Origin of the sequence: Streptomyces cyaneofuscatus (assembly GCF_042718795.1) — a bacterium.
GTDB lineage: Bacteria > Actinomycetota > Actinomycetes > Streptomycetales > Streptomycetaceae > Streptomyces > Streptomyces cyaneofuscatus_A.
In genome coordinates this window covers 71,710-97,647 of the sequence record NZ_JBHXOX010000010.1, presented here as the reverse complement: position 1 = coordinate 97,647, position 25,938 = coordinate 71,710, and the positions used below count along the sequence as shown (strand labels likewise).

Annotated in this window: 14 protein-coding genes; 9 read left to right on the top strand and 5 right to left on the bottom strand. The window is 72.6% G+C overall.

Annotated features, from left to right (window positions below):
* Positions 1 to 205: 205 nt before the first annotated feature.
* Positions 206 to 721, bottom strand: coding sequence for a hypothetical protein (locus ACFWRT_RS13635; RefSeq protein ID WP_380949189.1), 516 nt, complete (start codon positions 719 to 721; stop codon positions 206 to 208).
* Between the two features lie 268 nt (positions 722 to 989).
* Here ACFWRT_RS13635 and ACFWRT_RS13630 point away from each other — a divergent pair, with 268 nt between their 5' ends.
* The 3 genes from ACFWRT_RS13630 (at position 990) to ACFWRT_RS13620 (ending at position 2,688) form a co-directional block, all read left to right on the top strand.
* The gene (locus ACFWRT_RS13630; RefSeq protein ID WP_380949190.1) at positions 990 to 1,844 is read left to right on the top strand and encodes a helix-turn-helix domain-containing protein; all 855 of its coding nucleotides are present in this window, start codon (positions 990 to 992) and stop codon (positions 1,842 to 1,844) included.
* The gene (locus ACFWRT_RS13625) at positions 1,841 to 2,077 is read left to right on the top strand and encodes a DUF397 domain-containing protein (RefSeq protein WP_380949191.1); all 237 of its coding nucleotides are present in this window, start codon (positions 1,841 to 1,843) and stop codon (positions 2,075 to 2,077) included. The genes ACFWRT_RS13630 and ACFWRT_RS13625 overlap by 4 nt, the downstream gene beginning before the upstream one ends.
* A 113-nt stretch (positions 2,078 to 2,190) precedes the next feature.
* On the top strand, positions 2,191 to 2,688 hold the full coding sequence (locus ACFWRT_RS13620) for a GNAT family N-acetyltransferase (protein ID WP_380949192.1): 498 nt from the start codon (positions 2,191 to 2,193) through the stop codon (positions 2,686 to 2,688).
* A 65-nt stretch (positions 2,689 to 2,753) separates the two neighbouring features.
* On the opposite strand, the gene ACFWRT_RS13615 is transcribed toward ACFWRT_RS13620, so the two are convergent.
* From ACFWRT_RS13615 to ACFWRT_RS13600, 4 genes are all read right to left on the bottom strand, one after another.
* The gene (locus ACFWRT_RS13615) at positions 2,754 to 3,065 is read right to left on the bottom strand and encodes a transposase (RefSeq protein ID WP_381121297.1); all 312 of its coding nucleotides are present in this window, start codon (positions 3,063 to 3,065) and stop codon (positions 2,754 to 2,756) included.
* 1,284 nt (positions 3,066 to 4,349) lie between these two features.
* Positions 4,350 to 4,901, bottom strand: a complete 552-nt coding sequence (locus tag ACFWRT_RS13610) for a hypothetical protein (RefSeq protein ID WP_380949194.1) — start codon at positions 4,899 to 4,901, stop codon at positions 4,350 to 4,352.
* Positions 4,902 to 4,903: 2 nt separating this feature from the next.
* Entirely contained in the window at positions 4,904 to 5,380 is a 477-nt protein-coding gene (locus ACFWRT_RS13605) for a hypothetical protein (protein ID WP_380949195.1), read from the bottom strand.
* Positions 5,381 to 5,879: 499 nt separating this feature from the next.
* Positions 5,880 to 7,220 carry a transcriptional regulator gene (locus ACFWRT_RS13600; protein ID WP_380949196.1) on the bottom strand — a complete coding sequence of 447 codons (1,341 nt, stop codon included), beginning with the start codon at positions 7,218 to 7,220 and terminating at the stop codon, positions 5,880 to 5,882.
* A gap of 538 nt (positions 7,221 to 7,758) precedes the next feature.
* Here ACFWRT_RS13600 and ACFWRT_RS13595 point away from each other — a divergent pair.
* The 6 genes from ACFWRT_RS13595 (at position 7,759) to ACFWRT_RS13570 (ending at position 25,928) form a co-directional block, all read left to right on the top strand.
* Complete coding sequence (locus ACFWRT_RS13595) at positions 7,759 to 12,234, top strand: FkbM family methyltransferase (protein WP_380949197.1); 4,476 nt, start codon at positions 7,759 to 7,761, stop codon at positions 12,232 to 12,234.
* Positions 12,231 to 16,427 carry an amino acid adenylation domain-containing protein gene (locus ACFWRT_RS13590; protein WP_380949199.1) on the top strand — a complete coding sequence of 1,399 codons (4,197 nt, stop codon included), beginning with the start codon at positions 12,231 to 12,233 and terminating at the stop codon, positions 16,425 to 16,427. Before ACFWRT_RS13595 ends, ACFWRT_RS13590 begins: the two co-directional genes overlap by 4 nt.
* Positions 16,428 to 16,432: 5 nt before the next feature.
* The gene (locus ACFWRT_RS13585; protein WP_380949200.1) at positions 16,433 to 21,928 is read left to right on the top strand and encodes a non-ribosomal peptide synthetase; all 5,496 of its coding nucleotides are present in this window, start codon (positions 16,433 to 16,435) and stop codon (positions 21,926 to 21,928) included.
* Positions 21,925 to 23,346 carry a condensation domain-containing protein gene (locus ACFWRT_RS13580; protein ID WP_380949201.1) on the top strand — a complete coding sequence of 474 codons (1,422 nt, stop codon included), beginning with the start codon at positions 21,925 to 21,927 and terminating at the stop codon, positions 23,344 to 23,346. The genes ACFWRT_RS13585 and ACFWRT_RS13580 overlap by 4 nt, the downstream gene beginning before the upstream one ends.
* Positions 23,343 to 24,272, top strand: a complete 930-nt coding sequence (locus ACFWRT_RS13575; protein WP_380949202.1) for a phosphotransferase enzyme family protein — start codon at positions 23,343 to 23,345, stop codon at positions 24,270 to 24,272. The genes ACFWRT_RS13580 and ACFWRT_RS13575 overlap by 4 nt, the downstream gene beginning before the upstream one ends.
* A 69-nt stretch (positions 24,273 to 24,341) precedes the next feature.
* Entirely contained in the window at positions 24,342 to 25,928 is a 1,587-nt protein-coding gene (locus ACFWRT_RS13570; protein ID WP_380949203.1) for a radical SAM protein, read from the top strand.
* Positions 25,929 to 25,938: the final 10 nt, after the last annotated feature.

Genomic DNA, 25,938 nt, shown 5'->3' with positions numbered 1-25,938 from the left:
CGGGAAGGTGGAACCCCGCCCCGTGACCTGCGCCATGGTGGACACGTGTGTCCGGCAGCAGGCCGGGGCGGGAGTCTTCGGTGAGAGGTGACGCGAGCCGCCCGCGGGCCGGAGGAGGGCGCGGGGCCCGGCGCCGGTCAGGCTGTGCGGACGGCCACCACCGGGCTGAGCGCTTGGGAGTCGGTTCGAGTCTGCGGGGGTGTTCTTACTGCGGCACGACGTTCTCGGGGTGCACGAGGGCAACGAAGCCGCCGTGCCAAGCCAGCCAATCCAACTCGTGCTCGTACTCGCTGAGTTGCGGGCTGACGTCGGGCCGCGTGATCGCGACGATGCCGTCGATGAATCCGCTCGCGATCCGCTGCTTCATCTGCAACCACCCGAGGCGGTCCTCGGCGGCACTCAGGCTGAGGCAGTCGGTGAACTCCTGCTCGCGCCCGACCTGCCAGGCCCTGCTCTCGGCGAAGCTGCGGGCGGCGGTCAGGGACCGGGCCGGGGTCTGCCCGTTAACCGTGCGGGCGTACAGGGCGATCCGGGGCACGCGGCCGCTGACCCTCAATGCTGCGAGTCGGCGCTCCATCTGTTCTCTGCGGAGCCGCATGAGCTGGATGTTCCGGTCCGGTGCCACGCGGGGAAGGTCGGGCCAGAACGCCCGGTTGCCGTCATTGTCGCGATCCATCCAGTCCGCGGGGGCACGGGAGGCGCGGGTGGTGCTCTGGCTCATCACAGCCTCGGCTTCGTCGGAGGGGGGATGCGGAGTCCCGCCCCCTCGGGGGTGGGAGGGCGGGACCCGCTGGGCCGACGACGCGGCCCGGATCGCGGCAGAGGCGACTGTGCGTCACGAATGATCATGACTTGATGGACAGTCAGCGTCCGCCACACCCATAGCTTGCTCCTTTTGGCGGTCGGGGCGCAAGTGTGTGAGTCGGATTGCCAAAAACCGGCTCTGCTGGGCATGGTCCCGTGCGTCATCGACGTGCCAGACTGCGTCCATGACGCAGAAGCGCGCGAAGCCGACGCTCAAACGGCGCAGAGTTGGCGGTCAGTTGCGTCGGTGGATCGGAACGGCGACGGCCGGCGACGTCGCCAAGCAGATGCAGTGGGACCGGACCCGTCTGAGCCGCATCCTGAAAGGCACATACAGGATCTCGGCCGCCGACGTCCGCAAGCTCGCCGACATCGTCGGCGTCGACGACCCCGAGGCGGTCGAAGAAGTAGCCAGGGCTGCAGAGGAACCCCTCAACTCCGCCTGGTGGAAGCCCTATGCGGGGATCATCGGGGAGAACTACCTCGACTTCATCGAGCTGGAATCCGACGCCCGGGAACTGCAGATCCATCACCCGGCGATCCTGCCCGGCCTGCTGCAGTCGCCCGGCTACGTCCGGGAGATGATCACCCGCGCGCCCACCGCTGTCTCGGCCGAGCACGCGGAGATGCTCGTCGCGATCCGCCAGGCCCGGCAGGTCGTCCTCAACAAGGTCCGCAGACTCCACGCTCTCGTACCCGAGTCGGCGCTCCACGCCACCTTCGAGTCCGGTCCCGCGCTCATGCGCGACCAGATCCTCAGGCTGCTCGACCTCTCGGCGATGCCGAACGTCGAACTCCAGCTCGTGCCCCTCACCGCGCACCCCACCTACGGGTCCAACGGCGCCATCACCATCATGTCCTTCAAGCACCCGTGGGCGAAGGTCGCCAGCACCGACAGCCCCATGGGTGGGAACCACACCGAAGACGCGAAGCAGGTGGGGTTCCTGGAGAAGGACTTCACTGCCATCGCCGGCATCGCTCGTTCCGTCGACACATCGCGGGATGTTCTCCATCAGTACCTGGAAGGACTGCACCAGTGACCACCAACAACCCGACGGCCCCCGAACTCCGAGGCGCCGTCTGGCGGAAGTCCTCCTACAGTGGGGGCAACGAAGGCCAGTGCGTAGAAGTCGCTGACCTTACCGCCGCCGCGTCGCCCGGGCAGCGAGGGGTCAGGGACTCCAAGAATCCCCAGGGCCCCGCGCTGCTCGTTCCCGCTGCAACGTTCACGGCCTTCATGGCGGGCCTCAAAACGGGCGCGTTCGATATCTGACGGATCCGGTCGCCCCGTTGAAGCGCGTCCCCCCGTTCCAGTCGGGGGGACACGCTTCAACGCATCCGCGCCCCCGGGCCTGGGCGGCAGAACCGAGCAGGAACGGGGCGCCCATGACAGGTACCACCCACCACTCCCAAGCTCACCCTTTGCGTCTCCAGCCGGTGGCCTACGACCACCCCGACGCCCAGCGCCTCACACAGGCGCTGCACCGCGAGCAGGTCGGCCTCTACGGATTCGCCGACGACCCCACGGCCACGCCCATCTCCTCCTTCCGCGTACCGAACGGCCTTTTCCTCGTCGCCCGACGCGGATCGACCGCCGTGGGCTGCGGCGGCATCCGCCAGCTCGCCTCGCGTACGGCAGAGATCAAGCGGATGTACGTGGTCCCCGAAGCCAGGGGCACAGGAGCGGGACAGGCCATCCTCCGAGCGTTGGAAGACGCGGCCCAGCGGCGGGGCATCAGGCGGATCATCCTCGAGACCGGCTCCCTCAACCGTTCCGCGCTCGCGCTCTACGACAAGGCCGGGTACGCCCAGGTCGAGTCCTACGTCACCGGCCGTGACCCGCAGATCAACCGAGCTCTGAGCAAGACGCTCCAGGGCCGGTAATCACGGACCCGCGCCACCGGCCGTGCATGATTGCGGTGCTCAGCCGGTCGCGAGCACGATCCCGGTCAGACTTCACAGGAGATGCCCGGAAGCCCGTACGCACCCGAACTCGCCGTCTCGATGGAGTCGCCACCGGCAGTGGGCGGCCGATAGGGGACGAGCACTCGGCGAAGGGCATCAAGCGTGCCGTCACTGGTCCACCGGCGGTGCCAGAGGTCACCGTCTGAGGTGCCTAGCTGGACGGGCAGATGCTCCCAGGAGCGTCCGCTCCGCACGCACCAGAGAACGCCGTCAAGATGCGACCGCAGATCACTGTGCAAAAGGGCGAGCTCGGGCGGGAGCATATGACGGAGCATCCGCCACTGCTCGTCGCTCATGAAATCGAACGGGTCGTAGCTGCCCCTCGCACCAGCCGGCGCCGGTTCGCCGTTCACGGTGACAAGACCCCCGGTACGATCCGCAGCAGCGGAGAGAGCCCACATCAAAGCTCGCCATACTCGCACCCGGACATTCGTCTCCTGTCCGGCCTGCGGGTGAACACCGAGAGCCGGCAGTACCACCGTGGGTACTGCCTCTCCGATGAGGGAGGGCAGGGTGATCTTTTCCACCGCGCGGACCGCCTCCCTGGGCGACCAGCGCCCTGCCGACGGCATCCGCAGACCAGATCGGCACCGGTGCAACGCCAGGTCTCGTCTCCGTCAGGGCGGTGGTCAGCATGGACCAGGCATCGGGGCGGCCTTGGAGCTGCGCCCAGGATGCCCCTCGTGAAGTCTGTAGTGGAGGTGGCTGCTGACGATGCTGTTGTAGTCCGGCAGGGGCCCCACCGTCAACTGCACCGGGCATCCATCGCGGCATGACGATGAAGTCGTTGTACGTCGGATCTGTGCGTCCTAGCAGAACCCAAACTCTTCGCGCACCGCACTCCGATCGCACGCGGAGCGCGGAGAAGTGCGCGGCTGCGGCAGTCATGGCTGTGTCCGACAGCTCAGCCTCCACCTGCCCAGGCATGCCACGGAAATCTACGGCGCGAAGGTGGTATGTCGTCATCCTCCCATTTTCGCGAGTGAGTGAAGGAGCGGAACCCGCCACGCCGGGCACTGGTGGTCTCCGAGAAGCCTGATACCGAGCGACCGCGCCACCGGAGCACCGGCGTGCGATTGTCCGTACGCGAGGCGATCCGGTGGCCGGTGAGGAGTGGAGCGCGGCCCGTACGGAGAGCCACCTGACTCGGTCCGCGATCACGGGCCCGTCGGTGCGGGTCCAGCCCCAGCTCCCCGGCCTTGCCCCGGCAGCGCAGAGCGCCGCTCAGGCCTTGGAGGCCGGGGACCTCGAGTTCGGCGTGGGCGCCCGCGTCGCGGGCGGCGTTGGCCATCTCCAGCATCAGCAGGTGGTGGGTGACGGACTCAGGCCGAGCGCACACGAGGGGCTCCCGGGGTGCGGGCGAAGAACCGCAAGCCGCCGCAGGAGCTATTCGCGTACATCGGATGCCCACACTCGTCGCAGGTCAACGGGGCCGGTGGCAGGGTTTTCCAGACCGCTTCCCAGCTTCCCGGCCCCCATCACCAGCCGAGACGGCCACACCGACCGCACAGACGCCTTCGGATTCGCGCGGAGCGAGGCTCCCTGTCCTTCGCCGCATGCGTGCCGTTGGTGGGGCTGCTCTACTGCGGGTCAGGTGTGGAGGTGATGGTGCGGGTGTCGTCGCAGGTGGCGGTCGGCAGGATCGCCTTGGCGGCGACGGCGGCGGTCCACCGCTCGTCGGCGGTTTCGTCCGGTGCCCGCTCCGCGCCCCAGACCCATCGGCCTCCGTCCTGCGCCCGGTCGAGGACGGCGACGGCGTACCGTTTCCCGGTCGCCAGGGGCTGGTAGAGGGGTTCTGCTGTGGTGTAGGTGCCCTCGGCGGTGCGGGTGACGGACTGTGAGAGGCCGAGATCGCGCTGCTGGGGGCCTTTGAGGGTCTTCTCGACGGTGAGGGTGGCTTCCTGTACGCCGGTGCTGGGGTCGCCGGTGTCGGGGGTGTAGCGGGTGGGGCCCGTGACCGTGCCGATGACGACGGTGGGGGCGTAGGCGGCGACGTACTCGGGCGTGCTGGCCGGCGGCGTGCACAGCGAGGAGACGCTTACCTCGCCGTCGGCGACGAGGACGTAGATGCCGGTGCCCGCCGCGAGGGCGAGGCCGACGCCTGCGGTGATGATCCACGACCGCTTGCGCACGACTATCTCCACAGGTTGCTGTAGTTGGCCTTGTCGACGGCCTGGGGGGAAGTGATGGGCGGCGAGGCGATGTCGGTCCACATCAGGGACAGGACCCGGCCGCCCTTGTGGCAGAGGCCGAGCGCGTGGCCGAGTTCGTGAGCGCTGGCGCTGTTCATGAATGCCCTGTTGCGACCGCTCATCTTGTCCCGGTTGAAACGGATGTAGTCGGTGGCCGCTGTTCCGGAGTCGCGTACGTACTGGGCCACCGCCGCCCGGTCGGCAGTGCCGCCCTTGTAGTCGCGGAACTCGAGGTCGTTGACGGTGCTGGCGCTGTCGGGGCGCAGCTTGATCTTCGCTCCGGAGTACTGCCACGCCTTCAGCGCGTGTTCGCGGGGCCCGTCATAGCGGGTCTTGTCCGTCCAGCGGATCTCGCCGTCGTCGACGGAGGACTCGCTCCGCCGTTCACGCTCTCCGCTGATGCAGGGGGCCGGGGCCACCGCGGCACGACTCGGCCGGTCCGTTGGGCCGGAGAGGGAGGAAGGTATGAGGGCCATCGGCGCTGCGAGAGCTACGACGACCGAGAGCCCCTGTATTGGTGACGTCACAGTGCGTGATGCTACGCCGAGTCGGTGACCTTCGATTGGCGGGGCGGCCTTGGTGCTGAGTTATGACGGAATGTGGATGCCCTTGGCCGGGGCGGTATCCCTCAAACGGGTGAAAAGGACAACGTTGATCAGCAAGGTGGTCCACCGTTGGGCAAGGGGGCGGGAGAGGCGTCGCGGCGCGCGACGGAGTTCTGACGGCTGAGGGCGGTCCGGCGGCTTCCGGAAGCCCCGCGAGCAGCACGGCAGCCGAATCTGCCCGCAGTCGCTCGGCACGGAGTCACGGGGCGAGCCGGGGAGAGGACCGCTTCGGACAACGCAGCCCGACCGACCCGACGTCGGAACACACGTGGTTGCCGGGAGGCGGCCTGGCCGCCACTCCTTGGGTGTCCCGCTACGCGGTGAACTTCAGAAAGTCTCGGACTTCGGCCACAGTCTGATGAGCCCGCAGTTTCGTTCGGAGGTCAGCCAGGGCAGTGTTGCCGCGGGCCGAGTTCACGCCGCCCATGTGCTCGACGGCGAGGTGGGCTATGGCTACGGCCTGTTCGATGGAACCGAGTTCAAGGTGTGCTTCGGCGGCGCGTGCCTCGTAGATTGCAGCCCCGCGTGGAAAGGAGTCGCCGTCGTAGCTTTCTTGGAGTTCGGCCACGCCAGCGGTGGCGGCCTGTTGGAAGTGGTCCAGCGCGCGGGCGGGATGACCGAGGTTGAGCGCGGAGCTGCCCAGGAGTTGGTAGATCTCTCCCAGGTTGACCCAGTACAGCGACGGAAGATCCTCGGTGAGGCAGATGGCGTTGCTGTATGCGTCCAGGGCCGCGCTCGCTTCCCGGTCGGAAGCTTGCCGCTCGCCCGCCCTCGCGTGAGCTCGACAGGCCCGGGCGTGGAGCATTGCGAGCATCCGGGCGGACCCGGTTGCACGACCGTGAACCTTCGCGGCTTCCACCAGGGACACTGCTTCCTGGGGGGTGCCGGTTGAGTACAGCTTAATGGCCCAGAAGGAGAGGGTCGTGGCGAGAACCTCCGAATCACGGGAAGAAAGAGCGTCCTCGGAGGCGTCTGCGAAGTGTGCTTCAGCGCGATCCGCGTGCCCGCTGTCGTACGCGGTCCAGCCAGCTGCTCGCTGTGCGTCGGCCGCGGCGGCGAGCAGACGCCGACCAGTTGCCTCGCTGTAGGTCGCGGTGCGCAGCGCTCCCGCGATCATGTCGAACTCGTTGACGGCGGCGTTGTAGACGTGGCCCGAGCCGACCTTGTCGTCGAGGTGCCGTAGGGCGATCAAGCGCTGTTCGTGAAGGGCGGCCAGGCCATCGCCGACTCTACGGCCGGCATTGGCCGTGGCTGGGGCGCCGGGTGCAAGGGCGAGGGCCATGCCACCGGCGGCGGCTGTGATCATGAACCGACGACGTTCCACGGTTTCACCGGCCTTTCGTGGGGCCTTCAGCGCGGTCGGGGTCGCGCGGCGCGGTGCGAGCAGTGCATCGGGCACTGCGCGATGCAGCCAGGCCGGCCAGCCGAGTTCCACAACGTCGCGCCGGGGGAATCCCAGAAAATCGGCAAGCGCGAATTGGGTCGTTCTGTCCGGCCGAGTACCGGTCTTCCAGCGGTGGAGCTTCTGCTTGTGGGTTGCCATGCTGCCGAACCCCATGTGCTCATGGCGGGCCGCGATCCGTTTCAGGAACGCTTCGGCCTTTCCCCCGTGATGTGCGACGAGGTAGTCGAGAAGATCCCCGACCTCGCTCAACGGTGCTCCCCTCCGCTGCTGGACCGGCTGCCCAAGTGTCCCCGGGCGAAGCCCTTCATGGGAGACCCCCGGTACAGGTGGATGACCGCTGGATGACCGCGAGGCCACTCGAGATGACGACAGCGCTCTTCCTGCCGCTGTCGACCGGCGGTCTCCTTGAGGGCGGCCAACTGGCGCGTCCGTAGAACCCGCACGGTGCGGGGCCTCGGCCGCATGAAGCCGACTTGTCGTGAGCCCGGGATGTGCACGTCGACGAGGGGGAAGAATGGCGTCTGCATGGACTGAACCAGCCGATCTCGGACGGCCGTGCACGCGCCGGGCCCATACGGCCCACGACCGGGGGCGTCATCGGGTGACGGTGTCATCCCTCACCCGCCCGCCCGGCGGCTGGACGGATGCACCGGCCGGCGTCGAAGTCGGCCTGCTCGCACGAACGGCGTTCGCGGTCGTCTTGGCGATCAGCTCCGGCGTCGAGGACGTGCGGATGGTGTGCGGCACCACAGCGGCTGGGGAGCCATCGCGAGTTGAGGCTCTGCAGGTGCTTCCGCAAGCCGCGATCCGCCACCTCTGCGCACGGTGGGCCGACAGCTCGCCGCCGCTGACCAAGGTCGGCGGGCTCCCGGGCCTGCAGCAGCTGATCGACTCCAGCGCGCTGCCGGCGTTCCACTTTTCGGCGGCCGGGCAGACCCCGCCCCCGGCGCTGTCTCCACTCGTCTGCTCGGTCCGTGTCGTTCCGGCGGGCTGGGAGTGGACCCTCAGCGCTCTGCCCGGAGTCGCCGACGAGGACAGGCTGTGGGCACTCGCCGGCCTAGTTGACGCCGTACTGCATTCGCTGGCTGCCGTACCGGACCTGACCGTGGCCCAGGCCGCGGAGCAGGCCGGGCCGCTGGGCTTCGAGACCCAGGTCCTGGGGGGTACCGGACTTGCTGAAGTGACCACCGCGCTTCGCGGTTGGGGGTACGCGGTCGGGCTGCCCGTGACGGTGCACCGCGTCGAGACCGAGCAGACCCAGGCGTCGTCGGGGCCGGCTGGAGGAGGGCTCCGGCCGGCTGCGTGGGGAGCGAATCTCGTCATCCTGGAGCAGGGCCTGGGTAACCTCCCGCAGCCGAAGCACGAGGCAGCCCCAGAAGGTGAGACCGCGCTGGGGACGGGCCTGGGAGCGCTGCCGGACGGCCGCCCTATCGCGCAGACGAACGCGAACGAGACACGTGAGCTCTACGACGAGATCGTCGTACGCAACCAGTACCTGCGACACGGCGTACAGCTCTGCGACGGCGACACCGTCGTCGATGTCGGGGCCAACATCGGGATGTTCGCTCTGTTCGCCGCCGCGCAGGCGAGCAAGGTCACGGTCCACGCCTTCGAGCCGGTCCCCATCGTGGCCCGCGCACTGCAGATGAACATGAGCCTGTACGGGATCAGCGGCACGGTGAGCTGCGCTGCTGCCGGAGCGAGCGCAGGCGTCCGGGCTCTCACCTTCTACCCGCAGTCGTCGCTGCAGTCCGGCTTCTACGCCGACGCCGAGGGCGACCAGCACATCGTGGGGGAGTACGCCCGCCACCAGGCCGAGGCACTTCCCGGACTCCCTGCCGAGCTGCGAGCGGCCGCCGCCGAGGCCCTCGCGCCGACAGCCCGCGCGCGTACGGCCGAGCGGCAGGAGCTCCAGGTTCCGGTGATCCGCCTGTCGGACTGGATCCGCGACAACGCCGTGAGCCGCATCGACCTCCTGAAGGTCGACGCCGAGCGCGCCGAGGAGGACGTCCTCGCCGGGCTCGACGACGAACACTGGCCCCGTATCGGCCAGGTCGTCGCCGAGGTCCACGCCCGGGACGGACGGGTGGACAGACTCCGAACCCTCCTCCAGCGCCGGGGCTTCGAGACGGTCCTCGAACAGGACGCGCTGTTCGCCGGATCGGAGATCTACATGCTGTACGGCATGCGGCCCGGCGCCTCGCGCCCCGAAGCCCCGTGGATGGAGTGCCAGATCGCGGCCGCCGAACGCTGGGCCCAGACCTCAGCCCTGCCGCTGTACGTGACCTCTCGCCCCGGCGCGATGCCCGCCGAGACGCGGATCGTCCGTCAGGCCGTCGCAGCCCGCGGCCTGACCTGGGTCGAGCCGCCGCCCCTCACGCCCAACGACGTCGCCGCCGAGAAGCCTCGTGTGGTGCTGGCGTGGGCAGAGGCGGTGCTGCGACGGATGACCGCCGCGCATCGGCCAGTGGTCAAGGCCGTGGTCGTGGACGGCGACAACACGCTGTGGGGCGGAGTGTGCGGCGAGATCGGGCCCGAGAACGTGGACACGGGCGGCTCCTACCGGCTGGTGCAGGAGGCGCTGCGCGCGCAGCAGGAAGCCGGGCGGGTGCTGTGCCTGTGCTCCCGCAACAACCCGGGCGACCTGGAGGCGGTGTTCGCCGCCCACCCGGACATGCCGTTGGGCCTGGGGGACTTCACGGTGGTGCGAGCGGGCTGGGGCCCGAAGTCCGTCGCCGTCGGTGAGATCGCCGACGAGCTCGGCTTCGCGGTGGAGTCGCTGGTCTTCGTCGACGACAGCGCGGCCGAGCGGGCCGAGGTGGCCATCGCGCACCCGGGAGTCACGGTCGTCGACCTGCCCGCCGAGGCTGAGGCTTTCACCGCCGCCCTGCGCGGTACGTGGCAGCTGGCGCTGGAGGGCACCGGGACCGCGGAGGACCGCGCGCGGACGGCCCTGATCGCGGGGGAGGCCCGGCGCCGGAGGACTGCGGCGCAAACGGGGACGACGGCTGAGTACCTGGAGCAGCTGGACCTCCGTGTGGAGGTGTCCGAGGCGACAGGGGACGAGGTGGAGCGGATCGCGCAGCTCGCGGCCCGCACCACCCAGTTCAACCTGGCGCTGCGCGGCCATACGCCGGGAACGGTCCGTCAGGTCCTCGCGGCCACCGGGGTGGCGCTGTCGGTCCGGGTGCGCGACCGCTTCGGTGACTACGGGCTCGTGGGCTTCGCCTCGGCCGACGCCGACGGCCGGGTGCTGCGGGTGAGGGACTTCTTCGTCAGCTGCCGCGCCCTGGGACGCAACGTCGAGTGGTGCGTCCTGCGGGAGCTGGCCGGGCGAGCCGGCGCTCTCGGCATCGACGGCATCGCTCTCACCGGCACGCCGGGCCCGCGCAACCGGCCGGCCCTAGAGTTCGCCGACGCTGCCCGGACCCGGTTCAACCTCCCGGATGCGCCCGATCTGGTGGATGCTTCGGCGGCCGCGACCTTGGACTGGCGGCTCCTCACCCCGCCGCAGCCCGCCGCCGCGGCCCCGATCGCCGGTGAGTGCCCGCCCACCGGGGTTCCGTCGCGGGTGCGCTGGCCCGTCTCGCAAGAGGCCGCCGCGCTGGCCGTTGACGCCTACCGGCGCCCCGGCGAGACGGCGTCCACCACCCCGTACGTCGCGCCGCAGACCGAGACGGAGCGCCGGATCACTGCGGTGTGGGAGGAGACGCTCAAGGTCGCACCGATCGGCGTCCACGACGACCTGTTCACGCTGGGCTGCGATTCGCTGACCGCCGCGGTGATCTGCGCGCGCCTTCGCCGACACGGAGTGGAGCTGGCGGTCCACGAGCTCCTGGCGCATCCGACCGTCCGCGGGGCGGCCCAGCAGGCGGGCGCGGGGCAGCGGCCTGCCAACGAGCTGCCGTCGGACGCGGACACCGCGCCTGCGTCGCTCGGGCAGCAGCGCGTCTGGGCTGCGGAGGCGATCGGCGGGCGCGGAAACGCCCAGGTCATCCCCCTGACGTACCGGATCGCCGGCCCGCTCGATCTCGGCTGGCTGCGCTCGGCGCTGGAGGCGGTCGTCGCCCGGCACCCGGCCCTGCGCACCGTGCTGGTCGACGACGGCGGGGCGCTGGTGCAGCGCCGGCTGACCGCCGGCTATGGAGTCGACATCGAGGTCCACGACGTGTCGAGCCTGCCGGAGACCGACCGTGCCGACCGGGCGGACCTGCTGGCCCGCCGGTTCTTCTCAGCGAGGTTCGACATCGGCCGGGACGTGATGCTGCGCGCGACCGTGCTGCGGCTGGGCCCGGACGACCAGGTGCTGCTGCTGATGCTGCACCACAGCGCGGCCGACGGCTGGTCCGTCGACGTCCTCCAGCGCGACCTGGGCGCCGCGTACACGGATCCGCAGGCCCTGGCCGGCGTTCCGGTCGGTGCGACGTTCGCCCAGTACAGTGCCGCGGCCCTCCTGCGGCGCGAGAGCGGCACAGACAAGGGCGCGGCCGCCGTCCGCGCCGCGCTCGACCGGGCAGCCGCTCGCCCCTGGAGCACGCCCTCCGGTCTGCCCACCGAGCCCTGCCACCTTCGCTTCGCACTGGACTCCGACCTGATGGGCTCGGTGCGGGCGGCGGCGCGAAGCCGGTCCGTCACGCCGGTCGCGGTCCACCTCGCCGCCTGGCAGCTCCTGCTCGCGGCCGCGGCCGGCACGGATGCGGTGGCGACGGGCTGCCCGGTCGCGGGCCGCAACGAGGAGGCGTTCGCCGACACGGTCGGCTTCTTCGCCAACCTCGTCCCCGTCCCGGTCCGCGTCGACTGGTCCGCCACCGCCGGCGGGCACATCGATACGGCAGTTGCTGCCGCGGCCGAGGCGCTGAGCCACGCCGAGGTGCCCTACGGGCTGGTCGCCGACGGCGCCGGTGCGGTCTTCGACACGCTCTTCACCCTCCAGTCACCCGCCAGGCACCCGCTGCGCCTCGACGGCTGCACCATCACGGGCAGCGAACCGGCCCTGTGGCCGGTGCCGTACCCGCTGATGCTCGACGTCCAGGAGCACGCTGACGGGGCGAGCGCGCTGCTGCGGTTCGACGCCCACGCCCGCCACCCCGTGGATCCGCCGTGGCTGGCCGAGGCGTACCCGCTCGTCCTGGCCGCGCTCTGCACCCTGCCCGAACTGCCCCTGCAGCGGCTGCGGATCCTTCTGCGGCCCGGCACCGCCACCGTGCACGACCTGCTCCGTGACCGACTGGCCAACCTGCGAGAGGACGGCGAATCCCGGTGACCACCTCGAGCCCCCGACACGCCACCGCCACCACCGTGTGGCAGATCGACGCCGCCGGCGGCCCGGCCGTCGCACCGGACGCACCACAGCACCTCCACTTGGCCTCCCACCCCGAGGCCGCCTTCACCACCCCGATCCTCGAACTGCGGCTGACCGGACCGCTGGACGCCGACCGGCTTCGCGAGGCCGCCAAACACACCGTGCGCGAGCACCCCGCGCTGCGCCGCCGCCTCGACGCCACCGCCACTGGCAGGGAGAAGCCCCTGGTCCGGCTCGTCCGCACCGCCGACGGCAGCCACACCCTCTGCCTGAGCCCGGCGCTCGGCTCGGTCGACACCACCGGCCTGCTGCGGGCCGCCGCGGCCGTCGCCGCCGGCTACCGGACCAAGGCCGCCGCCGGGGCGGGCGGCCCGGACCCGCAGACGGTCGACGCCTTCCTCACCAGCCTGCTCACCGACCCGGGCGCCGACGCCGGCCGCGAGCACTGGCAGACCCGCCGGCTGGACACCGCGGCGGAGGACCTGGCCCGCGTCCTGGTGATGCGCACCGCCACGCCTGGTCCGCGTCTGCACCTTCCCGTGCCGTTGGACGACGCTGCCGGAGACCGGCTCGTCCGTCTCGCCCGGGACCTCAAGGTCGGCGTGGACGCCGTCGTGGTGACGGTGTGGCGGCTGCTGCTGAACCGGATCGCGCCCTGCGAGGACGGGGCCTTGGGCCTGTTCACCCCCGGACCGGTGGAGCAACTGCCGTACACGATCGGCCTGCTGGGCCGCTGCGTCCCTATGCTGGTACGTCCGCAGACCGCCGACTCGTTCGCGGATTCCGTCCGCGGCTGCCACCGCGAGAACGTGGTCGCCGCCCGGTTCGGCGACTTCTTCACCCACCCGCGGCCGGGCGGCGAGTTCACCGTCGGATTCCGGCACGTGGACGCGCCCCCGCTGGACTTCGGACCGGGCCTGGACGTCGCCATCAAAGCGCTGCGGGCCGCGACCGACCGCATCCGCCTCGACCTGCACTCCCTGCACATCGGCGGCCGACTGCGCCTCACCGTGGACGCGGACAGTGCCGCGGTCACCGAGGACAGCGCCCGACGCCTGGCCGACTGGCTGGCCGCCCTGTGCACCGGCCTGCCGGACCACCTCGACACCCCGGCTGGGCTCGCGGCCGCGCGGATCCTTGACCCGTACGCCTCCGACAGCCGCCTGCACGGCGCCGACCAGGCCAGGGCCGGCACTGCGGCGCCCACCACCCTGGTGGAGGCGTTCGACGCTCAGGCGGTGCGCACCCCGGCCGCCTACGCCGCCCGCGACGACGACCAAGAGGTCACCTACCGCGAACTGCACGACGCGAGCGCCGAGCTCGCCCGGACGCTGGCCGGGCGGGGCGTGGCCGCCGGGGACCGGGTGGCCGTGTCCATGGGCCGCCGGGCGCCACTGCTGGCCGTGCTGCTGGCCGTCGCCCGCCGCGGCGCCGCGTTCGTACCGATCGACCCGGCCCTTCCGGCCGGCCGAGTGACCGACTTGCTCGCCGACGCCGACCCGCGACTGTTCGTCACGGACCAGCACCGCCCCGACCTCCCGCCAGCCGACTGTCCGCCCGTGCTCCGCATCGACACGCTGCCGACCGGCATCCCGGCGGCCGGACCCGAGCCGGTCGCGGCCGGACCGGAGACGGACGCGTACGTGATCTACACCTCCGGCTCGACCGGCCGCCCCAAGGGCGTCCCCATCAGCCACACGGCCCTGATGAACTACCTCGGCTGGGCCTCACGCCGCTACGGCACCGCGGACGGCAGCGGCACCCTGGCCCATTCCTCGATCAGCGTCGACATGACCATCACCAGCCTGTTCCTGCCGCTGCTGACCGGGCAGGCCGTAACCCTGCTGCCCTCCGACGAGCCCAAGGACCTGGCCGCAGCCCTCACCCGGGCCCGCGGCCTGAGCCCGCTGAAGGTCACCCCCGGCGGCCTGCGCCTGCTCAGCACCTTCCTGACCGGCGCCCAGATCACCCGGGCCGCCCGGCACCTGGTCGTCGGCGGCGAGCAGCTGACCGCCGCCACCCTGGACCTCCTGGACGCACCCGGCCTGCTCGTCACCAACGAGTACGGACCCACCGAGGCCACCGTCGGCTGCTGCGCCCACACCCTGCGCCTGGGCGAGCACCCGGCGGCAGGCCCGGTGCCCATCGGCACGCCGATCCACAACACGACGATCGAGCTGCGCACGCCGAACGGCCTGCTCGCGCTGCCCGGCACGGCCGGGGAACTCGTCGTCACCGGGCCCGGTGTCGCGGCCGGCTACCTGGGCCGGCCTGCCGAGACCGACGCCCGCTTCACCACCGGCCCGCACACCAACACCCGCTCCTACCGGACCGGTGACCTCGCCCACCTCGGCCCCGGCGGGCAGCTGGTGATGCTCGGCCGCGGCGACGACCAGCTCAAGATCCACGGCTACCGCATCGAACCCGGCGAGATCGAAGCCGTCCTGACCAGCCACCCCGGCATCACGGCGGCCGCCGTCACCACCACCGGCGGCACACCGGTGCTCGCCGCGTTCCTCGTCCCCGCCCCCGACGCCGACCCGGCCGCCCTGCCCGAGGCCGCCGCCGCGCTCGCGGCCGACCGGCTGCCGTTCTACGCCCGCCCCGACCGGTACGAGGTCCTCGACCGGCTGCCGCTGCGCGGCAACGGCAAGGTCGACCGCCGGGCGCTGGCCGAACGCCCCGCGCCCGCCACCGGGGAGGAGGCGCTGGACGCGGCCGACCCGCAGCTCGCCGTGGTCGCCGCGCTGTGGAGCGAGGTCCTCTCCGCGCCGCCGAGCAGCCCGGACGCCAACTTCTTCGCCGAGGGGGGCGACTCCATCAAGGCGGTCCTGCTGGCCGGCCGGGCGCATCGGGCGGGCCTGGAGCTGACCGTGCACGACATCCTTCAGCGCCGGACCCTGCGCCGGATCGCGGCTGCTGCGCGCCCGGTCGGCGTTCGGGATGCGGTGGAGCCCGGGCCCGTGCCGCTGACGCCCCACCAGGCCGGGTTCCTCGCGCGCGCCGCCGCCCGTCCCGAGCGGTGGACCGTGCGGTGGAGCGCCAACGCTCCCGCCCCGGTCGACACCGGGCGCCTGGAGCGGGCGCTCGCCGCGACCGTCGCCGGGCACGAGGCGCTGTGGACGTCGTTCACGCGCGCCGACGGCCGGTGGACGGCCCGGCTGGGCGAGCCCGGCCCGGTGCCCGTGCACGTCCTCGACCTGGACGGCGTCCCGGCCGCCGAGCGGGAGCGGGCCGTGGCCGCCGCCCTGGAGCAGGTGGAGGACGGGATCGACCTCGCTGGCCGGCTGGTGGGCCTGTGCCTGATCCGCTCCGCCGGACAGGCGGAGAGGGTCGTGTGGATCGTCCACCACCTGGTCGCCGACGTCGTCTCCCTGCAGAGCCTGAACCAGGAGCTCTGGCACGCCTACGCGAGCCCGGCCCAGCCGGTGCAGCGGCACGGGGACGGGTACGGGGCGTGGCTGCGGGACCAGGACGGACGGCCCGCCACGCCCTTTCCCACCTGGCCCGGGTCCGGCGGGCCGACCGCGTGCCGTAACGCCGTCTCGCGGCTGAGCGTGGACGCCCGCCGAGCCCTGGCCGATGCGCAGCACGACGCCCCGCGTTGGGCTCTCGCCGTGCTGGGGGCCGGGCTGCTGGGTGCGCTCGCCGAGGTGCGCCCGGACCTGCCGCCCGCGCTGTGCGTGGAGCTCCACGGCCGTGACCGGCCCGGGCTCGACCTGGCGGCCGCCGTGGGCTGGCTCACCGACTTCCGGCCGCTGCGGGCCGAGCCGCATGTGCTGGCCGATCCGGCGGCGCTGGCCGCCGCCCTGCACCGCCGGATCGAGGAGCCCCGGGATTGGAGCGGAGCGCTGCCGCCGGTGGCGCTCAACTACCTGGGCGACCTCGCGGCCGACCGCGGCCCCGACCTTCCGGACACCGCCGCGAGCCCGCTGTTCGGCCTGGAGGCCGTGGTGTGGACCGGGCCGGAGACGGTCGAGGTCAGGTGGCGCTTCGACGAGGCATTCATCCCGGCCGCCACCGTCCAGCGCCTCGCCGATGCCTTCGCCCGCCGTGCGGCCTCCACGCTCACCATCCGCCCGCAGACCACCACCGGGCCGGCCGGGCTCTCGGCCGCCGACCTGAGCCGGATCACCGCCACGTTCGAGGGATGACGATCATGACCGACCGCACGATCGCCGCAGTCCACCCCGCCACCCCCGTGCAGCAGGGCTTCCTTCTCGGCACGCTCGCCGCCCCCGAGGACGCCCTGTTCGTCGAGCAGGCCGTTCTCCCCCTGGCCGGGCCGCTGGAGGTCTCCCGCCTGGAGCGCGCCCTGGCGGGGATGATCGCCAGCCACGAGATCCTGCGGACCGGCCTCGCCTGGAACCTGGCCGCCGATCCGCAGCAAGTCGTCCTCACCCGGAGTGAGAGCGCGATCGGCGTCGTGGACAGCCGCCGTCACGACACCGACCGCCTGCAGACCGACCTGGAAGAGCTGCTGCGCGCCCAGCGGGCCGAGCCGTTCGACCTGACGCGGCCACCGCTGCTGCGCCTGGTCGTCCAGCACCTCGACGGTGAGCGGCACCACCTGGTGTGGACCCACCACCACAGCGTGCTGGACGGCTGGTCGCACCTCGCGCTCGTCGACGAACTCCTGCAGCGCTACGCCGGGGACGTCCCGGCCGCGCGGGCGCGGTTCGGCGCGTACGCGCGCTGGCTCGCCGCCCAGGACCGCAGCCGGCAGCGGGCGTACTGGACGGGGCGCCTGGCCGGGTACCAGCCGCTGCCCGCGGTCGCCGAGCACTCGCCGCTCCCGGACCAGGAGCGGCACGGGCAGCACCACCTCGACGTGGACGCGGCCACCGCCGAGGCCTTGGACGGCTTCGCCCGCGCGCACGGCACCACGGCGGCGGCCGTGCTGATCTCCTGTTGGGGCCTGGTCGCCGCCCGGCAGCGCGGCCGCGACGACATCGCCATCGGAGTCACCCTCTCGGGGCGCACGGCCGCCTTCCCCGGCGTCGCCGACCTGATCGGGCCCGTCGCGACGACTATGCCGATCCGGCTGCCCGCCCCGGTAGGGGACGCCGGCCGCTGGGTGAGCGCCATCCAGGACCTGCTCGCCGAGGCCGAGGCGAACAGCGCCTGCTCCACCGCGGAGCTGTATGTCGGGGCCGACCTCGCGCCGGGCGGCGCCCTGTACGACAGCGTGGTGTCGATCGCCAACTACCCGCACACCGGCGACCGCGGCTCCCGGGCCGGCCTGGTGCTGGAGACTGCCGGGATCCGGTCCGAGGGCGGACGCACCCGCCACCCGCTCGCCCTGGTCGTCGAGATCTTCGACGGATTGCGGCTGCGCCTGGTCAACGACCGCACCCGCACAGGTGACGACGACGCCCGCGCCGCGCTGCACACCCTGCACTCGATGCTGCACCGGCTGGCCGGCGAGGCGACGGTTCGGGTCACCGACCTGGCCGCGGCCACCGGCGACCTCACCCCCTTCCAGCCCCGCCAGCCCCAGACGGGCGACCTCCCGGCGCCCAGCCGGACGGCCGACGGCAGCGACCCGCTGGTGTGGGTGCTGACCGACGCCTTCGCCGACGTCCTCAGCCGGCCGGTCGGCGCCGACGATGATTTCCTCGCAGCGGGCGGGCACTCGCTGCTGGCGCTGCGGCTCGCGACCCGGTTACGGACCGCGCTCGGCGTCGATCTCACCCTCGGCGACCTCCTCACCGGTGGCACCCCCAGGGCGCTGGCCACCCGGGTGCGCCACCTCCTCACCGCCGAGACCACCGCCCCCGACCCGCTACCGCCGCTCACCCCAGCCCCGCCCACCGGCGCCGGGCAGCCGTTCGCGCTGACCGGCATCCAGCAGGCCTACTGGACCGGACGCAACGCGGACTTCGACCTCGGCGGAGTCGACTCCCACCTCTACACCGAGGCCGACCTGCCCGAGGTCGACCTGGAGCGGCTGACCGCCGTGTGGCGGGCCCTGATCGACCGGCACCCGATGCTGCGCGCCGTCACCACCCCCGACGGCCGCCAGCAGATCCTCACCGACGTCCCGCCCTACCGGATCCACACCACGGATCTGCGCTCCGACCCCGACCCTGAGGCGCAGCTCGCCCAGGTACGCGAGCGCCTGGCCCACGCCCGCCGCGACACCGGCACCTGGCCGCTGTTCACCATCGAGGCGGCCCTACTGCCCGACCGGGTCACCCGTCTGTTCCTCAGCTTCGACCTCCTCATCGGCGACGCGCTGAGCTGGCAGATCCTCTACCGCGAGGCCCGCGCTCTCTACGTGGACCCGGGCGCCGAACTGCCCATGCTCGAGCTGACCTTCGCCGACTACGTGGCCCACCTGCCCGCCCTGGCCACCGGCCCGCGCTTTGAGCGCGACCGCGCCTACTGGCGGGCGAAGCTCCCGGCCCTGCCCGCACCGCCCGCGCTGCCGCTCCTGCCCGAACCCGCTGACCCGGCCGGCGGGCCGCGGTTCTCCCGGCTGCAACTGCGCCTGCCCGCCGACGACCTCACCGCGCTGCGCCGGGTTGCCGCCGCGCACGGCGCGACCCTGTCCGCGCTGCTGATGGCCGTCTTCGCCGAGACGCTGGGACGGTTCACCAACAGCAGCACCTTCCTGCTCAACACCACCATCTACAACCGGCCCGACGTCCATCCGCAGATCAACCAGATCGTCGGCGACTTCACCTCCACCGTCCTGACCGGCATCGACCTGGGCGCGCCGACGTTCGCCCAGCGGCTGCGCGCGCTGCAGCGCCAGCTGTGGGCCGACCTCGACCACGCCCGCTACAGCGGAGTCGATGTCCTGCGGGACCTGCGGGAGGCCCGGGACCGGACCGCGGCCGCCGCGCCCGTCGTGTTCACCAGCACCCTCGACCTGGAGGTGCCCGGCTCCGAACCGGCCACCCCGTTCCCCGGCACCATCGGGTTCGGGATCGGCCAGACCCCGCAGGTCCTGGTCGACTACCAGACCTACCAGGCCGACGGCCACCTCGTGATCAACCTCGACACCGTCGACGGCCGCCTGCCCGACGGCCTGGTCCAGGCGATGCTCGAGGACCACGCCGCCCAGCTGCGCACCCTGATCGACGACCCCGGCGCCACCGAGCGGCCCCGCCTCGGCGCTCCCGCTCCGGCACCCGAGCTCGCCGAGCCGCTCGGTGGCAACCGGCTCCTGCACCAGCCGTTCATCGAGCAGGCCCGCCGGCACCCGCGGCGCACCGCGATCGTGTGCGACGGCGAGCGCACCACCTACGGCGAACTCGCCGCCGCGGCCCGGCAGATCGCCGACCAGGTCACCGCCGCAGAGCCTGACGGCGAACTCGTCGCCGTACTGTGCCGGCCCGGTCGCGAGCAGGTCGCCGCCACGCTGGGCGTCCTGCTCGCCGGATACGCCTACGTTCCCCTGGACCCCGCCTGGCCCGCCGAACGCCTCCACGACCTCCTGGCCGCCACCGGTGCCGCGGTCGTCGTCACCGAGCAGGAGACCCGGGCCCGCACCCGCCTGCCCGCCGGCCTGACCGTCCTCCTCACCGACGACCCCACCCCCACAAGCGACCCGACGGTGGGCCGGGCGCAGCGCGGCCGCACGGCCGAGGACCTCGCGTACGTGATCTACACCTCGGGCTCCACCGGCCGGCCCAAGGGCGTCATGATCTCCCACCAGGGAGCGCTCAACACGGTTCTCGACGTCAACGAGCGCTTCGGCATCGGTGCGACGGACGCGGTGCTGGCGGTGTCCCCGGCCACGTTCGACCTCGCCGTCTGGGACCTGTTCGGCACCCTCGCGGCCGGCGCCACCCTGGTGGTGCCCACCCGCGACCAGCGCCTCGACCCCGCCGCCTGGACCGCCCTGGCCCGCGCCGAGCACGTCACCGTGTGGAACTCGGTGCCAGTGCTGATGGACCTGCTCCTGGACACCCTGCCCCCGGGCGACACGGTGCTGGAGGGCATGCGGGTGTGCCTGCTCAGCGGCGACTGGATCCCCCTGCAACTGCCCGGACGGCTGCGCGAGCTCGCCCCGAAGTGCCGGATCGTCAGCCTCGGCGGCGCCACCGAGGGCTCGATCTGGTCGATCCTCCACGAGATCGGCAACCTCGACCCGGCCTGGTCGAGCATCCCGTACGGCACCGCGATGACCGGGCAGAGCGTCCAGGTCCTCGACGACCAGCTGCTGCCGTGTCCCGCACACGTCCCCGGACAGCTGTACATCAGCGGCCACGGCACCGCGCTGGGCTACTGGCAGGCCCCGGAGCTGACCGAGGCCGCGTTCGTCTTCGACGGACGCACCGGCCGCAGGCTCTACCGCACCGGAGACTGGGGCCGGATGCGCCCCGACGGCACCCTGGAGTTCCTCGGCCGCCGCGACGCCCAGGTCAAGATCCGCGGCTACCGCGTCGAGCTGCGCGAGGTCGAGACGGCGCTGCGCGCGGTGCCCGGCGTCGAGCAGGCCGCCGTCGTCGCCACCGGCGAGCGCACCAAGCTGCGCCTGGCCGCCTTCGCCGTCACCACCCGCCCCCCGGACGCGGTACGCGCCGACCTCGCCCGCCGCCTGCCCGCCCACATGCTCCCGGCCGCGCTCACCATCCTGCCCGCGCTGCCCCTGACCGCCACCAGCAAAGTCAACCGCAGCGCGCTGGAACGCCTCGCCGCAGACCCCGGCCACCGAGCACCGCAGCCCACCACCGGGCCCGCCCGCCACGACACCGGCCTGGAGAAGGAGCTGCGGGCGGCGCTGGCCGCGATCGTGCCCGGACGGCCCGGCCTGGACGAGGACCTGCTCGCCTTCGGGATCACCTCCGTCGACGTGATCCGGCTGGCCAACACCGTCGAACAGCACACCGGCCGGCGCCCCGACCTCAAAGCCTTCTACGCCGCCCCGACCCTGCGCACCCTCCTCCAGCACAACTCCGAGCCCACCGACGCCCCGGTGTCGGCCGTACCGGGAGTGTGGTCCAGCTGGCCGCAGCTGACCGACCCCGCCGAGCGGGCCGCCTTCCGCGCCGCCCGGCCCGCACACGGCCCGGCGCCCGCCTCCCGCGCCCTGCCCGAACGGGCACCCGGCCACCTGGACATCCGGGCCCGGCGCCGCACCCCGCGCACCTTCGACCCCCGCCCGGTCACCCTGGACGCGCTCGCCGACCTGCTGGACAGCCTGCGCCGCACCGACGCCGGCGGCCGACCCGCCTTCCTCTACCCCTCAGCCGGCGGCCTGTACGCCGTCCAGGTCCACCTCCACGTGCGGCCCGGCCGCGTACAGGGCCTGCCCGGCGGCCTGTACGGCTACCACCCCGACGCCCACGACCTCACCCCCCACGCCCCGGACATCGACCTCGACCCCGGCATCCACCTCGGCCCGGCCAACAGGCCCCTGGCGAACACCGCGGCGTTCAGCATCATCCTGGCGACCGACCCCGCCGAGTCCGCCCCGCTGTACGGATGCGACGCCGAACCCCTCGCCCTGCTGAACGCCGGCTACATCGGCCAACTGCTGTGCCACACCGCCATCGGAGCGGGCCTCGCTCTGGCCCCGGTGCACGGCCTCGACTTCGACCGCATTCGCTGGCTGCTGCCCGGCGGCGAACGCCTCGTACTGCTGCACACCCTCCTCGGAGGCATCCCCGACCACCCCGCCACCGAGGGAGAGCCCGCATGACCGCGACCACCGCCGCCGGCGAGCCCTCGCTCGTCACCGACATCGCGCCGCTCTCACCCGGCCAGGAGCGCCTGTTCGACGCCGAGTTCGTCCTGCCCGACGGCTCCTGGCCCACTCCGGGCACGCCGACCCGGCTGCGCCCGATCGACACCGGCGCCATCCGCATCGACGGCCCCCTGGACGTCGCCGCCCTCCGGCGCGCCGTCACCGCGCTCGTGGCCCGGCAGTCCGCGCTGCGCACCACCTTCCGCCGGCGTCCCGATGGCGCGCCCGTCCAGCTCGTCACCGACCGCGCCCCGGACCCGATGAGCCTCGGGGCGCACGCCGTCGCGGCCGGGCAGGAGTTCCCCACGGCCGAGGAACTGCTGCGCCACGCCCCAGCCCAGCTGGTCGACCCCCGCCACGACCTGCTCTTCCGCGTCCACCTGCTGCGCCTGGACCAGGAGAGGCACGTCCTGCTGCTGCAGATCCACCACGCCGTCAGCGACGGCTGGTCCATCGGCGTCCTCTACCGCGACCTGTCCGAGCTCTACAACGCCGCCCGGGCCGGGCGGGACGCGGACCTGCCCGCCATCCCCCGCAGCTTCGCCGCCCACAGCCGGCAGATGCGCGCCGAGCGCGGCGGCCCCGAGGAGCAGCGCCAGCTCGCCTACTGGCGCCGCCGACTCGCCCCGCCGCTGCCCGGCCACCGGGCCGAGCAGCAGGCCGACGGCCTCAGCCGGGTGGACGTCGACCCGGTCCTCGTGCCGGCCGACCTCGTCCGGAGCCTGCGCGAGACCGCGGCCACCAGCGCGCAGCGCGGCGGAGTGGCCGGACCGTTCCTCGCCGCGCTCGCCCTGGTCCTGCACCACGCCGACGGCGAGCGGGACGTGCGGATCGGCATGATGATCTCCAACCGGGCCCGGCCCGGAGCCGAGCACCTGATCGGCTACTTCGTGAACACCGCCGTGATCCGACTGCACGTCGACCCGACGATGACCGCCGGGGATCTGGTGACGCAGGCGAACACCGCCGTCACCGAGGCCATCGAGCACCAGGCCCTGCCCATCCAGGACCTCTACCAGGACCTGCGCGACACCGGCGCCCTCGGGCCGGGCCCGCTGTACCGGGTGACGCTCGCGCTCAACACGATGCGCACCACCTCGCTGACCCTGGACGGCCTGCACTGCCAGGACATCGACCTGGAGCGGTGGGGCCCCCGCCGCGCGCCGACCAGCATTGCGCAGCGCTGGGTCCTGGACGAGCACGCCGGCCACCTGGCCGGAACGCTGACCTGGCGCACCGACACCGCCACCCGGCCCGCCATCGCGGCCACGCTCGGCGGCCTCGACCAGGCGCTGCGCGCCGTCACCAACCCCCACACCACCCTCGCCGACATCACCGCCATCCTGTCTACGACCCGGCTGGAGGCCCGGTGAGCACCGCCGCGGCAGCGGAGCCGCTCTCCGAGCTGGACGCCGCCGAGCTGCTCGACGCGTACGGCCTGATGCTGCGCCGGGCGCGGCCGTTTTCGGGCGGCATGGAGAACGCCCACCTCAAGGCGCAGACGGCCACCGGCACGGTCGTGGTGACCGTGCTGAACAAGAAGTCGCCGGCGCAGGCCGAGGAGTACGCACGCTTCTTGCGGCACCTGGAGCTCACCGGCGCCCCGGCACCGCGGCTGCGGCCGCTGCGCGCCGGCGGCTGGGTCACCCAGCACGGCGGGCGGCCGGTCATCGTCTGCGACTTCGTCGACGGGCGCAGCCCCGCCCGACTGCCGGTCCGCCTGATCCACGAGGCCGGGCTCCTCCTCGGGCGGGTGCACCGCACCGCGGCGGCCGGCTTCGACAGTGCGCTGCTCCCGCACCTGCGGCTGCACGGCGACGACGCCGACACCCTGGACTCGCTGCCGGACGGGCCGTTCGCCCAGTGGGCGCGCTCAACCTGGCACGCCGTTGGCCACGTCACCGAGCACGACGCCCCCCATGTTCCGGTCCACGGCGATCTGTTTTCGGACAACATCGTCGTCCGCGGCGGCCGGAGCCTGGTCTTCCTCGACTGGGAGGACGGCTCGCTGGACTTGCCCCACTTGGACGTGGGGATGGCGCTGCTCGGCCTGTGCGGCCGGCGCGGATTCTCCCCCCGACGCGCCCGCCACCTGCTGGACGGCTACCAGCAGGGCAGCGGAGCCGCGCTGAACGGCGACCTGGTGCGCGACGCGGCCCTGTGCGCGGCCGTGCTCGTCGCGCTGCGCCGCCACCGCTGGCAACGGGAGCACCGCCGCCTGCCCGCCGGGCGCTCCGCCGCCGCCATGCACCACCTCGCGAAGTCCCTGTCCGACCGCTGGCCGCAGCTTCAGCCGTAGGCCGGCCGGCCACCTGTGAGCCGCGCGCCCCGCCGGGCGCGCCCCCGACCCTGCAGAGAGCAGACCGCCATGCCCCGTGATCTTGTCCTGGTCGTCGTCCCGCCGAACTCCAACACCGTCATCACCGGCCGGCTGCTGAACGTCACCCGCCCCGAGGAGCACTCCGACTGGTCGGACTTCCTGTGCCTGGGCGCGCTGTCCCTCGTCTCCTCGCTGGCGACGAATCCCGCCCTGGAGCCGGTCTACGTCGACGGCACGATCACGCCCCTGGACGACGTCCTGGAGTACATCACCGCCCACGCCGACCGGATCCTGGCGGTCTGCCTGGGCATGCTGACCGCGAACTACGAGGCCGGCGTCCTGATCGCCCGGCACGCCAAGGACACCGACACCCGGATCACCACCGTCGCGGGCAACGACCACTTCAGCTCCCTGGCCACGGCGTGCATGAACGCGTCCCCCAGCCTGGACTACGGATTCGTCGGCAACGAGGTCGTGGGCCCCTTCACCGACCTGATCGGCGCCTTACGGGCCGCGGCGCCGATCGACCCGACGGCGTTCCCGGGTCTGGTGTACCGCGCCGACGGCCTCGTCCACACCACCGCTTCGCGGGCCGAGCCGGTCTTCTCCGGCTACGACTACACCCTGGTGGACCGGGCCTTCCCCCAGACGCCGCTGTACACCCGGCAGTTCGGCCACCGGATCGCCCCGCGGATCCACGAACTGCTCGGACGAACCGTCACGGCCGGCATGCCGGTCGACATCGGCCGCGGCTGCGTGAAGTTCGCCGCCGACGACGCCTGCTCCTTCTGCTCCATCCACCCCGGACAGCTGTGGCGCAACCAGCTCACCCCCGCCCAGGCGTGGGCCGCCATCGAGGCCGCCTGGAACGCCGGCTACGACTACCACTACCTGACCGCCGACGAACTGCCCCTGACGTTCGCCCAGCTGCTGACCGGCATGACCGCGAACGCCCCCGCCTGGTGGTCCGCCCTCAGCGAGGACGAGCGGCCCCTCCTGGTCGGGTACGGCCGCGCCGACGGCATCGCCGACCCCCGCAAGACCGCGCTGCTCACCGCTCTCGGAGTGCGCCAGATCATGATCGGCATGGACGCCGGCGCCGCGACATCCCTCGCCGCGATGAACAAGCCGGTCGGCGGACGCCGCCGCAACGTCCTCGCCGAGGCCGAGAAGCTGTACGAGCTCAACTCGCAGGCGATCACGGTCGCCCGCGACCACGGCATGCTGATCCGCGCCGGTTTCGTCGTCGGCCACATCGGCATGACCCGGGCCCTGCTGACCGAGAATCTCGAGCGGATCCTGGCCCTGATCACCGAAGGCGGCAAGCACGGCGTGTTCTCGGCGATCGACGCGGAGGTGCTCTCCCCGCAGCCCGGCGCCCGCGACTACACCTACCTCACCACCCCCGACGCCGCCCGGCAGGCCGCCGCGAAGCTCGGCCTCACGGTCGCCGACGACGCCACCCTCGCCGCCGTCTCGGCCCGCTGGGCGCACCAGGACGTGGTGATGCCGGAGGACGCGATGCGGGACTACACCCTCGCGCTGATGCCCGAGATCACCTTCGACGACCTCGCCCAGGCCCGCGCCACGATCCGCTCCCACGCCAAGGCGTGCGGCGTGGTCATCGGCGAATGAACCCGACCGC